Genomic DNA, 14,458 nt, shown 5'->3' with positions numbered 1-14,458 from the left:
TTACAATACTTTCCTGAATGGATACTGTGGTACCATCCTCCTTTTGGTAGACACCGATTTCATTTCCGCTGTTGGAAGTGCCGGTGATATCGGTAATCGTTTCGTTTACATCCGTGGTTGTACCATCGGCTTCGGTCACTGTAGCAATTCGGTTACCCGCAATTACGTTGCTGATGGACATGCCATTCGTATCGATGGTCACGTCCGTACCGTCGCCGTTGGTGAACTGGTAAAGTCCGCCACCCAAATCCGTAATGTCCGACTTGGCTACGGTGATGCTGTTTCCGGCCTCGTTGACAAGGGTCACGTTACCGTCACCGTTATCGGTGATATTTACAATACTTTCCTGAATGGATACTGTGGTACCATCCTCCTTTTGGTAGACACCGATTTCATTTCCGCTGTTGGAAGTGCCGGTGATATCGGTAATCGTTTCGTTTACATCCGTGGTTGTACCATCGGCTTCGGTCACTGTAGCAATTCGGTTACCCGCAATTACGTTGCTGATGGACATGCCATTCGTATCGATGGTCACGTCCGTACCGTCGCCGTTGGTGAACTGGTAAAGTCCGCCACCCAAATCCGTAATGTCCGACTTGGCTACGGTGATGCTGTTACCTTCTTCATTGGTAAAAGTGACGTTGCCATCTCCAGTATCTGAGATATTGGTTATCGTTTCATTTATAACAACAACATCTCCATTTTCATTTTCATATTGTCCAATAGCATTTCCTATTGGTAACGTATTTGATAAGGTTGTAATAGTTTCAGTTGGTAAAAGAACACTGGCCGTACCACCATTTTCAAGAGTTAGACTAAGTTCGCCGGTCGTATTGTCAAAGGTAAAGGTCTGCAATTGTTGGTCATCGGAAGAAGTTAGTTCCCAGGAATCCCCATCCCAAAAATAAATAGTTCCTGTATCCGTGTTTACATAAACGTCACCCACATCTGCACCCACAGGTGTTGTCATTCCAGGAGCGGTTACATCCGTTCCACTTAATACCTCACAATTACATTGGTCTTCCAATGTAACCGTTGTTTGAGCAGCTGCCCCAATTGAGGTAAAAAGCAATAATGCTAGTATTAGTTTCTTCATGACCATTACTTTACTCTATATTGTAGGTTCAAGTTGTAACTTGATCAAACTATGGTTAGTTAAAAATCGTGTTTCACAATCGTTATACTGACGATTTAACCGAGTAACTTGTAATTGAAATACTTGGGTAAGAGTGTAGAAAATGTATGTTTCTAAATCCATTGGCCATTTAGGTATCACCTAATTACTTTCGGTTAAATTTTCATGTTTGGGACGTGCATTAAGCCAAAGTTGTAAAAAAGGCATAATTGCACTTTACAAAATTACCCTTAAGACACGCGCTTGAAAATAATTGTTGTGTAACACCCATTTTCTAATGTAAAGCGATGAAAAGATGAAGTTTTATGTAATTCACTCATCGATTAGCCCAAGAATATCAATGGTTTAGAGCAGATAAACTGTAAGTAAAATCGGATAAAAAAAGAAGGGCAGCAAGTTATCGAATTCACGAAATCGTTATAGTAAAACTATTTTGATAAGAGAAATGTTCAACTATAAATTGGGTCTAATTTCTTTTGACCCTGTACGTAATTCTTCTGTTGGTAATAATGGTGTCCGCTCTAATAATACTTTCAGGCGAGAATTCTGAAGTAGTATTGGAAACCGTTGCAGTCGCAGTCACAAATTTTCCAAAAGCCGCACCTGAAGGAAGGGGCATTCTAAATTTGAATTTGTTGGTATTGTCCGTATTTCCGTCCTCATCCAAATAGGAATTAATTTGAGTATTGAAATCATTGGTACTACCTTCTATAAAAGTTTCTAAATAAAGTTGTCCTTCCCCATAATCAGTAGTTAAGCCTATCTGATTGTCACCGTTAGCGGCCGTACCTTCACTGATATCCGTTAAAAACACTTCTATGGTAGCTCCGGGCCTACTCCAGCCTTCAACTATTAGAAAGGAACCACTTATGTAAGCGCCAGAAATAACCGGAAAGTTTAAAAGACCGTTAGGGCCACTATCTACATCTCCATTATCATTTAAAGTCACTCCATCTGCATTTAAATCGATACCCAAGCTGGGGTTAATGGTACCATTCGCAAAAATGGAATTTTGACTAATTGTATTATTGGTGCCATTTGTCACAACAACGCCGGCTTCCCCATTACTATAAATTCTATTCTCAATGATATCATTATTGTTGCCATCGACCAAAACACCCATGGCCTTTAGGGAGGCACCACAATTACCCCCATCTTGGCCCGCACTAGTAATCGTATTATCAGTTAAAACTACTCCGTCTACTCCGGAAATCTCAATATTGGCGGCACCCGGACTTTCCATTAAGTTCCGAGAGATGTTAATTCCACTGCCATTATTTACCAAAATATTGCCGTTACAGGCCGTGGTACCATTTGAAATTAAATGGTTTAGGTTGACGTTGCTACCTGAGCCTCCGTTGATATAAATACCAGCATCTGAATTTCTAGAAATATAATTGGACGAAATTGTAGCTGTTCCGGCCGTTTGTTCTATACCATAATCAATATTACCTGATTGCGCCCCTAAAGCATTAACGCCTAGTACGTTGTTTGAAATAGTTGCACTACCACCTCTTACACGTATGGCCGCGTTATTATTGGCATAAACAGCCATGTTTCTTACCGTAACATTAGTGCCGTTCAAGTCCATCAAATTGCCCCCATTTCTATGAATTTGAATCTCTGGACGCTCATAACTAGGTAAAATAGCATTGCTAACCCCAACTCCAGTACCACCCGAACCTAATACGCCCGTATTGGAATCCCCGGAATAAGCCGTTTGTGTTCTCCCATCTATGACTGTATTTGTACCGGTAACATCCGTTAATGTATTGCTATTGTCAATAAGGATGTCAAAATAACCTGCTGCTTGGTAATTAGTATCTGCCGATCTACCTAAAGGGTCACCCGTTGGGGGAATCATAAAAATGGACATGTCTTCCCCAGTTAATGGGTCAAAAATAGCATTCGGCTCAATGTCCAATCCTGTTTCTCCTAGGGTATTGCTATTTCGAATAAACTGCTCTAATGAGCCCTGACCGAATTCATTGGTATTAACAATAGTATTAAAATTAAACCCAAAATCGATATCTACTACCCCATTACCCTCTACTGTAACTGGTGAAATACTCTGTGCATTACTGAATACACCCAATGCCACATCTTGAAAAGCAGCTGGATCTGTACCTCCTACTTCATTACTAATTTCATTGTAGTTACCGTCCGTAGCCAGTTCTGCCCTAAAGGTTTGAACTGGGTAGCAAGAAGAGCAATTTGCACCATTATCCCTAGTAGATCTAACGGTTGAGCTAACCACCTTTATAAAGTAATCCCCATCTGCCATACCTCCAAAAGAATAACTACCATTTGCCGCAGTATTTTTTCTTTGAATAAACGTACCATTACTTTCAAATAGCTCTACAACTGCTCCTGTTATACCCGTTCCATTTGCCGTAACCCTATCCCGACCTGAACCACCTGGGTAATTGACATCTTCAAATACCCTACCCGCAATAAGATTTGATGGCACTTTTAAGACTACCGCGGCTGATATCACAAAATCCTGTCCAACATCCACATTGGCAGTTACTTCACTATCGGCAGGTTGTATATAAGAAGAAATATCATAGGTATCCAAATCCAATCCGTAAGTGGCCGTATTATTATATACGGGACCTACCGTGTTATCATAAATAGTTGAGTTATACGAGTTATTACCTGGTTGCCCTCCATCACCTGACAATATGTTATTCTGATTTCTTTGATTTGTAATCGATAGCTCCTCTGGGTTTGTTGACCCAGAACTCGCTCCCGTTAAATCCGGGTCTCCTTCCCAAGACAAAAAGGTAGCCTTGGCCCCTGTTCCGGAAATCGCATAAAAGGAATCCAACGTGAAGCTAGTGCCTTCATTGCTCAATCCATCAAACCCTTGATACAGGTTAATATTTACCGCAGGCAATGAACGGTCTTCATAGAAAACCATTAGGGCCCAGCCGCCCAATACAGTACTTGTGCTGCAATAATCTCCTGTATTGTTTATATCAAGGTCACTAAAGTCAAATACATTGGAACTCAGATTGGTTATTCCCTGTACTATGGCCGTTACGTCACTTACATATCCATAGAAATTCCTATTCCCTAATGAAGTTTGATACAGCAGGTTAGCCGAAACGCTCTGTCCTTCAAAAGTAACATCTGCATCCCTAACCGTGCTGGAATGCGACCAGTATAGATAAGCCCTTTCTACACTGGCGGTAGCGGGAACAGGGGAAACTAAACTATTGCTAGACGTAGTGGTAATTGCACAAGGGTCTCCCCCATTTGGACTGGTTCTAAGAGTACCTCCGGTGGTTGAATAGTCATAGTAACCATCAAATTCCTGAAATAGGGTCAAAGGGTCATTGGCCAAAATTTGGGAATTAATGGTTCCAGTACCTATATCATTATAATTTACTTGAGCGTAATCTGCTTCGGCATCGGTAAATTCAATGGTAAAACTTTCTGCCAACTCAGGAATTCCATCGTTAGAAATGGGGACGGAAATGGTCTGTATATTGTTCAGTTCACCTGTAAAGGTAAGAGTACCGGAAGACGCTGTATAATCTGAACCTGCCGTGGCCGTTCCATCCACTGTTTGAAAATCTACTGTAAAAGGCTCCTCTACAAAACCGAAGAGAAATATATTTCTACCATGGGCAGCCCTAGTAGACCTTACTGTAAAAACCGCATTGCCCACATCTTCATCAAAACTAATATCGTCAATAACGATGATAGGCCCTTCTGGAAAACAATTTAATTCAGCCTCCCAGCCAGCACCCGTAGTGTTGTTATTAGAAACAAATCGAAAAGTTAAACAGCCATTGGCCGCATTGGAATTGATACTTCTAGGAATATTAGCACTATCGTACTGGCCGATCAAGGTTCCACCCGTAGAATTTCCATCGTATACATATAACACATCACCCGAGACCACCTCAAAACTTGTGAAGTTTATGTTTAGGTAAGTATCGGCCGTATCAGGACAAATAGTGTAAGTTACATCTTGGTTATTACCGTAATTAGACAATCCTCCCGGATCAAAAAATGTATCGCTGCACGTGGTAACGGATTGCCCATCGGTCATAATCAAGGCATCATCATCAATTATAGTACCCGTAGCTGTATCGTTTATATTTACGGTTGGGTCCGTAGCGAGGGTAAATTCTAAAATGAATTCTTCAGGGTTTTCAATAATACCATCATCTAGTATAGGCACTGTAACTGTTTCGGTATCACCGGCGTTACCATTAAAATTTAAAACCCCACTTGTAGCGGAATAATCAGCTCCCTCTGTTGCTGTACCCTCAACAACTTGATAGTTTACGGCAAAAGGCCCAGCTGCGTTGGTACCGGTGTGTGTGACCGTAAAAACAGCGTTACCACCATCTTCGTTTACCGATATATCGTTTGATTCTATAATAGGAATAGGAGCGGGAAAAGTAGCTACTATCTGAAAATTATCGATATAGGCATAATCGTTACTGCGCCAATTAAAATTGCTTTTTCTAAATCGAACTGTGGTTGTCGGAGAAATAAATGCGGAAATATCTTGGCTAAAAGTTCCAGTCGTGTTGTTACCAGTAATCGTACCTATACTTGTGTAGGTTGCACCACCATTACTTGACACCTCAACTGAAAGTTCTCTTGTACCCCCTAAACTAATTGCTTGCCAATCAAAAGTAAGTATGGCAGCAGAGGCTCCATTTAAATCTACCGACCTTCTAATAGTCTCTGAATATAAATAGTAGAGCATTAAGCGATTTCCAGTTATTCTAATATATTGATTATTAGGTCCTGAATCAGTATCACCTGTTTCAATCCAATTACTACTAAAATTTTGGGTTCCGTCATTATTAGCGTAGGAGACATTATTAAACCTATCTAAATAGGTTTCTTGTGCCAACAACGTTTTCTTTGCACTAACAAGTAAGACAAAGAATAAGAATAAAAAAATCCGTCGATACATCTTTTGAGAGGTTGGTGACCAATGGTCTAGATACCTAATTCCCAAAAGTATCCTGAGGTATTGAAGCAGTAAAATTTTTGTTGTGAACTACTAAATTTTTGAAGTAAGGACGGTTTTTGAATTCAATTTTGGTTAAAACCGTCTCTTTTACAACCGCTTATCGACCAAAAACGGAGTTATGAAAAAGGCGACCAAATGGTCGCCTACATCAGAACTTAAAAATAAATAAGATTTTACTCGGTAATAATAAACTCAGAGCGTCTATTGAATTGATGTTGCTCCTCCGTACATTTTACACCATCATCACAGTTATTGAGTAATTTGGTTTCCCCATAACCTTCACTTTGCAACCGCTCTTTTGCAATTCCCTTTTTAATCATGTAATTAATGGTAGATTCTGCCCTTTTTTGAGACAACCAAAGATTGTAAGAGTCTTTACCTCTACTATCTGTATGGCTATTGACCTTAATTTTTAAACTTGGGTATTTCTCCATGGCGGCTATGACTTTTTCCACCTCAATTTCAGAATCCTTTCTAATATTGTACTTATCAAAATCAAAATAGATAGTACTTAGTTGAAGTAATTTTGCCAAATCATCACCAAAGCCAGCACTTACCGTGTTTCTTTCCAAGTAAAAATCAATGGTTTTAGGGTTACCGTCCGATTTTCCCAAATACTCCTCCGCAGGAATATAACCTTCTGTACTTGCCCTAATAAAATTCCCTTGATTGCAATCTACCAATAGTTCATACTTACCATCCTGATCTGTAATGGCGGATAGAATTTCGGTATTGTTTTCATCAATTACCTTAACCGTGGCACCTACCAATACCTCATTGGAAATCTTATCCCTCACAATTCCATTTATTGGCTGTCTACAGTCTAGAACCAAGGGTTTTGTTTCTACGAATGAATAAATATCATCTGCCCCAAGGCCCTCAGAACGATTGGATGCAAAATATCCCTCACGAGTGTCTTCATTGAAAATAAAGGTAAAGTCATCCATTCTACCATTTACAGGTTCACCCACATTCATGACAATACCATCCCATTTATTTTCTGATATTTTAGTAGCGAAAATGTCCAAACCACCAAGACCAGGGTGACCATCCGATGAGAAATATAGTACCTCTTCCGAAGTTACAAATGGAAATGTTTCCCTAGCTTCCGTATTTATGGTGCTACCTAAATTAATTGGTATCCCAAAGGTTCCATCCCCATTGATGGATACTTTGAAAATATCCGATTCCCCCAGAGTACCAGGCATATCCGAAGCAAAATACAATGTTTTTTCATCGGGACTTAACGCCGGGTGTGCCACTGAATAATCATCGCTATTAAAAGGTAGGGACTCGATATTGGACCACAAGCCTTCATCATTTTTGGTTGCCCTATAGACCTTTAAACGAACAATACCTTTACCATCCTTCACATATTTCCCCTCTTTATAGTTATTTCTCGTGAAATAAAGAACGGAAGCATCTTTTGTGGTAGCAGAGGTAGATTCATGCAACCTTGTATTTACATGGTCTCCTAATTTTACAACTAAATTGTTGGAGATACTATCTGCATTTACCTTGTACAAATCCAAGAAATCCTTGGAATTCCATGTGTGGCGGTATCTTGCAAAGTTACCTGTGTCCCTATCGGATGAAAAAATCAAACCTTCCTTGTAAAAGGTAGGGGCAAAATCTGAATAGGGTGAATTATACCTAAACGGAGCCACATTAAATCTACCCGAATTCTTTTTTATCTCATTTAGGTAATTACGTTCTTGATTGAAGGTAGATGCCCTTACGTCCTCTCCTGTTGCCTCCAAAAACTGGGACATCACTTCATTGGACTTATCATATTGCTGAAGTGTTTTTAAGGTTTGGGCATACCTAAAATAATACTCAGGGCTTGTTTCTTCCTTATAATCATTGACCAATTTCTCATACGTACTGGCAGCTTTAGAGTAATCTGCATTAAAATAGTATGCGTTACCCAGCTTTTTTAGTAAGTCTGCGGATGCGTATCCCCGTTGCAATACTTTTTCATAGATATCGATTGCCGGTCTAAAGGAATATTCTTCATACTTTTCATTTGCCTTGGTAACCAAACGATCCGGTTTTTCTTGGCCATAGCCGTGGGTCGTCGCCCCCAAGAGAAACAATACGATTACTATTTGTATTTTTTTAATCATGGTAAAGTATCTATTTAGAAGAAACGTGGGGATACTAATTTTTCAAATGATTTAACCAATTCCCATCTTAAAAAGATCTCAAAAGACCCGCTATTGAATTGAGTATCTCCTAAAGAAGTAGTTTCTGCATCATACGCCAAGCCCAATAAAATTTGATCCGTAATCTGAAAACCTGCCAGGCCACTCACAGCCGCATCCCAACGGTAGGCAGCACCTAATGAGAACTTTTCGGCAAAGAGGAAATTGGCGGAAACATCTAACTGTAAGGGTGCCCCACTCACCATTTTACTTAAAAGTGCAGGTTTAAATTTCAGATTGTCATTCAAATCAAAAACATAACCCGTAATTAAATAGAAATTAATTCTGTCCTGAGAAAGAAAATCCACGTCATTGGCATCAGTTGAACCGTCATCAAAATGTTCGGTCTCCAAAAGGTTGGGTGCGGAAAGACCTGCATAAAATTTATCCGTATGATAATAGAGCCCTAAGCCAAAATTGGGCGAAAATTTGTTCTCTATATTATCGGTGCTGGTAGCTTCTTCAAATCCCGGACGTTGTCTTAATTGTTCAAAGTCTAAATTGAGCATATTACCTCCCAATTTTAGGCCAAAAGACATTTTCCCCTTTAAGGATACATCAATAGTATACGATACAAGAGCATCAATATAGGTTTCTTGAATGGTTCCTTCCCCTATTTTGTCATTTACCACAGATAAGCCATATCCTACCCTGCTATTCCTAATTGGAGAGTGCAGGTTTAGAGTAAAAGTTTCCGGTGCCCCGTCTACCCCTACCCATTGAGAACGGTAAAGAGCAGCAGCGCTTAGTTGTCCCCTTGATCCAGCATAGGCAGGGTTTACGCTCATGGTATTGAACATGTATTGCGTATACTGCGCATCTTGCTGAGCAGTTCCTTCACTCCAAAAAATCAATAATAAAAATAGAGAAGCTAAAAGACTCTTGTTAATTGTCATAGGTCCTTACTGGATTATTTGCTAATATATATGTAACCTCTGTCTGTTACATTTCTATTATCTACAGTGTTGTAATCAAAGATATAAAAATATACTCCCGCGGGTAGGTAGTCTCCAACACTTACCGTACTTCTTCCTTTTGAACGGCCATCAAAAACATTGTTTTGATTGTTATAGTCTTCGCCAGCATAAACTTCTACACCCCATCTGTTAAAAATCTTCAACGAATTGTTCAAGGCCTTATCTACATTTTCAATCCATAGGAATTCATTCTTACCATCCCCATTTGGAGTTACCATCTGCATTACTACAATTTCCGTTGTTTCCGTTGGGTCTAGATAAGAAGGTATACCGTCATTATCACCATCATCATTTGTAGGGTCCCCATCATTATTCAAATCTTCATTAGGCGTATCAATACCATCACCATCATCATCAAGATCACGGTAATTTACATCTTCCGTACCATCAGTATCCGGTAAATCGTTAGCGGGGTCATCTATCTCATCGTTTACATCAAACCCGTCATAGATATCGCTCCCTTCATAACCATCATCCAATCCATCTCCGTCCGAATCCTCTCCTAAAAATTCTTGATCAGGAATACCGTCAAAGTTAAAATCGTTGCCTTCGTTATTATCTGGCACCATATCATTATCACTGTCCAGATCCCTGTAGTCTTCCGTATCCGCACCATCAGTATTTACAGGAGTTAAACCGTTTGGATAGGCTGAATTTACCCCATTGTTTTCGGCATAGGTAGCTTCATCATCATTGTTTGGCGCAATATAGCCATCAGTTGTCTGTGCTTCCACATTGTCTGGAATACCATCATTATCAGAGTCAATATCCAAATGATCTGGATACCCATCCTCATCCGTATCCCAAGGCTCCGTATTTGGATTATTATCACCGTCCCAATTAGGGTCTTCCACGGTATCTAAAATTCCATCATTATCATCATCTAAGTCAACGCTATCCGGTACCCCATCACCATCTGTGTCCGTATCCGGATTAGGGCTGCTGTCCGGGTCCAAATAATCAGGTGTACCATCTTCATCCGTATCATCGTTGGTAGGGTCGCCATCGCCATCGCCATCTTCGTCCGGGGTATCAATGCCATCACCATCATCGTCAAAATCACGATAGTTAACATCTTCAGTACCATCAGTATCCGGTAAATCATTGGCAGGATCGTTAATTTCATCATTTACATCAAAGCCGTCATTTACATCTGCACCTTCGTATCCGTCATCAAGACCATCACCGTCCGTATCTATACCCGTATATTCTTGGTCCGGAATTCCGTCAAAATTAAAATCATTGCCTTCATTATTATCCGGAACTGAGTCATTGTCACTATCCAGGTCAATATAGTCTTGCGTATCTTCCCCATCAGTATTTACAGGATTTAACCCCTCAGGATAAGCCGAATTTAAACCGTCATTTTCAAGATAGGTAGCTTCATCATCTTCATTTGGTGCGATATAGCCGTCCGTTGTTTGGGCTTCCACATTATCCGGAATTCCATCGTTGTCCGAGTCTATATCCAGATGATTAGGATATCCATCCCCATCTGTATCCAGAGGATTGGTCAATGGATCATTGTCCCCATCTAAATTAGGATCTTCCACCGTGTCAAGAATACCATCATTATCATCATCCAAATCTACTGAATCAGGAACACCGTCACCATCCGTATCTTTATCATTGTCATCATTAGGGTCTAAATAATCTGGAGTTCCATCACCATCTGTATCATCATTGGTTGGATTTCCATCTCCATTGGCATCTTCGTCCGGGGTATCAATTCCGTCACCGTCATCATCATAATCCCTATAGTTTACATCTCCTGTACCATCCGTATCCGGCAAATCATTGGCGGGATCATCAATTTCGTCGTTTACATCAAATCCGTCATTTACGTCCGCACCTTCAAATGCATCGTCCAGACCGTCCTCATCAGAATCCAAGCCGGTTGCTACTTGATTAGGGAGACCATCAAAATTAAAGTCATTGCCCTCATTGTTATCCGGAACGGTATCATTATCGCTATCGGCATCTAAATAATCCTCTAGATTATCGCTGTCCGTATTTTCGGGAGTGATTCCTGACGGATAGGCGGAATTTACCCCATCATTATCTAAATAGGTTTGCGCGTCATCATTATTAGGCGGAATGTAACCGTTTGTAGGCTGACCTTCTACGTTGTCTGGAATTCCATCATTGTCTGAGTCAATATCCAAATGATTAGGGAAACCATCACCGTCCGAATCCAATGGATTGGTCAATGGGTCATTATCTCCATCAATATTTGGGTCTTCCACGGTATCTAGAATACCATCATTGTCATCATCTAAATCTACATTATCATTTACCCCATCCCCATCTGTATCAACACACACAATTGGGGTTACCCAAACACGAATACCGTTGATGGGAAAACTGGACGTTGTATAAAATTCAATATCCGTTACCGGCGTCTGGGATTCCCATGAAAACCTATTGGGGCCATAAATTGGAGAGGCGGTTGTATTTTCTACATAGTATTCATTACCGGACTGACCAGAAATTATACCGGCTGGTAGAGGTGCGGTTTGCACATAAGTTGTTCCATCCAAAGCCCTAATACCGTCCCTATGATTTGAATCTACCCTTGCGGAATGCTCGGCAACGATCATAACAGGTACGGAACCAGAAAAACGAAAGGTAGCGGGAAGATTTTGATTCACTTCAAAAAGCTGTAGGGTACTTTTAGAACTGGCACCTTCTACAGTTACCAATATGCTTCCTGCAGGCAAACCCCAATTTGAACTTAAATCAACATTGGACGCGTTTAAGCTACCATCAGTAACACCATCGGCAAAACCAAAATCTGTAGTTCGTAACTCTCGTGTAGCCAACAGAGGACATCCGTCATAACTGGTATCGTTAGATAGATTAGAACTTACCGATTCAGTTTTACTTTTTTCTTTTGTAGCATTTAGGTTTTTTGCCTCTGCATCCGTAAAAGAAAGTACAGCCAAAAGAAAAGAAAGCGTAAGATTTAAATAAGTACGTTTATTCGTTTTTGAGAATAGAACGCATGGGGTAATTTTTTCCATAAATGTTTAGTTTCAATTAAACTAAGCACCATGGCCAGCAGATTATGTAGGTAAGAAGTTTGGGAACTTCAAGTAATTTCGATGCAAGATATATCTAAAAATTAGATCAACAAATGTTTTTGGCCGCCACCCTTTAACTTTCTGTTCTAGAAACTATTTTTATCGATAAAAGGAAAGGATAGGGTTTGGGTTTATTCTACAAAGTCCCCATAAAATCGACAAAAAGCTCGCCGTTTATGCAATATTTGATAAGTTCAATCCAAGTTCTGGTAGTAAATACATAAATTGAATCAATTAAAAATAAAGGCATTTTTCAATTGGAAAGTACCTGATTCATTCATCCACTGTTTGTATTTTAAGTAGTATTTTTGCCCAAATTTTTTCTCATGAACTTTAAAGAGCAAATTCAAAAAAGGAGAACTTTTGGTATTATATCGCATCCAGATGCAGGTAAGACTACCCTAACGGAAAAGCTTCTTCTTTTTGGTGGCGCAATTCAGGAAGCTGGTGCCGTTAAGAATAACAAGATTAAAAAATCTGCCACCAGTGACTTCATGGAAATAGAAAGACAACGTGGTATTTCCGTTGCCACTTCTGTTCTTGCATTTATTTATAAGGACAAAAAAATAAACATTCTTGATACTCCTGGACATAAGGATTTTGCAGAAGACACCTTTAGAACACTCACGGCAGTGGATAGTGTTATAGTGGTAGTGGACGTTGCAAAGGGTGTTGAGGAACAAACGGAAAAACTGGTGGAGGTTTGCCGAATGCGGAACATACCAATGATCGTTTTTATAAACAAGCTGGACCGTGAAGGTAAAGATGAGTTTGACCTTCTAGATGAATTGGAGCAGAAACTTGGTCTTTCCGTTACACCTTTAAGTTTTCCCATTGGAATGGGATATGATTTTAAAGGTATCTACAATATTTATGAGAAAAACATCAATTTATTTAGTGGTGATAGCAAAAAAAACATTGAGGAAACCATTGCTTTTGATGATGTATCCAGTCCTGAATTAGAGAATATAATTGGTAATAAAGCCGCGGAAACATTACGTGATAATTTAGAGTTGGTAAATGGGGTTTATCCAGATTTTGACAAAGAAAGCTATTTAAAAGGAGCACAACAGCCCGTTTTCTTTGGTTCTGCCCTTAACAACTTTGGTGTTCGTGAGCTATTGGATTGCTTCATTGAAATTGCACCCGCTCCAAGAGCTAAAAAAGCTGAAGAACGTGTGGTAGAGGCCTCAGAAAAGGACATGACGGGCTTTGTTTTCAAAATCCATGCGAATATGGATCCCAAACACCGTGACCGTTTAGCGTTTGTAAAGATTGTTTCCGGAACATTTGAAAGGAACAAGCCGTATCTTCATGTAAGGCAGAACAAAAATTTGAAATTTTCCAGTCCCAATGCATTTTTTGCCGAAAAGAAAGAAATTGTTGATATTTCCTATCCTGGTGATATTGTAGGTTTACATGACACGGGAAATTTTAAAATTGGGGATACGTTGACCGAAGGAGAGGAACTCCATTACAAAGGAATACCCAGCTTTTCCCCGGAGCATTTCCGATATATCAACAATGCGGATCCCATGAAGTCAAAACAGCTATATAAAGGCATTGACCAACTTATGGATGAAGGGGTTGCCCAGTTGTTTACTTTGGAGATGAACGGTCGAAAAGTAATAGGAACCGTTGGAGCCTTGCAGTTTGAAGTAATTCAGTACCGCTTAGAACACGAATACGGTGCCAAGTGTAGTTATGAGAACTTTCCGGTTCATAAGGCATGTTGGATAGAACCTGAAGACCCCAAAAACGAGGAATTCAAAGAATTTAAGAGAGTTAAACAAAAGTTTTTGGCAAAGGATAAGAAAGACCAATTAGTGTTTTTGGCAGATTCTCAATTTTCGCTACAAATGACCCAACAAAAATATCCAACGGTTAAATTCCATTTTGTTTCGGAATTTGATTAAGTCAAATATTTTTGAGTCGTCCTAAAATAGGTTGACAGTTTTTAAATAATCAATATCAAACCAGAGAAGCTAGCTTCTCTGGTTTTTTGTTGTGTATAAAGTTAGGTGTTTTCATATTGAGGCTCAAGTGCGGTCTTT

The 14,458-nt window shown here is 39.8% G+C and carries 6 protein-coding genes; 1 reads left to right on the top strand and 5 read right to left on the bottom strand.

All coding sequences use genetic code 11. From position 1 onward, the window contains the following. The 5 genes from IL355_RS19045 to IL355_RS19025 all read right to left on the bottom strand — a co-directional run. Window positions 1-1,096, bottom strand: a 1,096-nt coding sequence (locus tag IL355_RS19045; protein WP_192463693.1) for an autotransporter outer membrane beta-barrel domain-containing protein, incomplete at its 3' end; no start/stop codon positions are given. A gap of 505 nt (window positions 1,097-1,601) precedes the next feature. Continuing rightward, window positions 1,602-6,080 carry a Calx-beta domain-containing protein gene (locus IL355_RS19040; protein WP_192463692.1) on the bottom strand — a complete coding sequence of 1,493 codons (4,479 nt, stop codon included), beginning with the start codon at window positions 6,078-6,080 and terminating at the stop codon, window positions 1,602-1,604. A 233-nt stretch (window positions 6,081-6,313) separates the two neighbouring features. Next, the gene (locus IL355_RS19035; RefSeq protein ID WP_192463691.1) at window positions 6,314-8,266 is read right to left on the bottom strand and encodes an OmpA family protein; all 1,953 of its coding nucleotides are present in this window, start codon (window positions 8,264-8,266) and stop codon (window positions 6,314-6,316) included. Between the two features lie 14 nt (window positions 8,267-8,280). Beyond that, window positions 8,281-9,240: a PorP/SprF family type IX secretion system membrane protein gene (locus IL355_RS19030; protein WP_192463690.1), complete on the bottom strand. Its 960-nt coding sequence runs from the start codon at window positions 9,238-9,240 to the stop codon at window positions 8,281-8,283. 14 nt (window positions 9,241-9,254) lie between these two features. Continuing rightward, a complete protein-coding gene (locus IL355_RS19025; protein WP_192463689.1) occupies window positions 9,255-12,344 on the bottom strand; it encodes a gliding motility-associated C-terminal domain-containing protein in 3,090 nt (1,029 codons plus the stop codon). 386 nt (window positions 12,345-12,730) lie between these two features. Here IL355_RS19025 and IL355_RS19020 point away from each other — a divergent pair, with 386 nt between their 5' ends. Next, window positions 12,731-14,320, top strand: coding sequence for a peptide chain release factor 3 (locus IL355_RS19020; protein WP_192463688.1), 1,590 nt, complete (start codon window positions 12,731-12,733; stop codon window positions 14,318-14,320). The last annotated feature ends 138 nt before the right edge of the window (window positions 14,321-14,458 follow it).

The sequence above is a fragment of the Euzebyella saccharophila genome, assembly GCF_014855495.1.
GTDB classification, from domain to species: domain Bacteria; phylum Bacteroidota; class Bacteroidia; order Flavobacteriales; family Flavobacteriaceae; genus Euzebyella; species Euzebyella saccharophila.
Note: the sequence above shows the minus strand (reverse complement) of the source record. Positions and strands in the feature narration are given on the sequence as shown.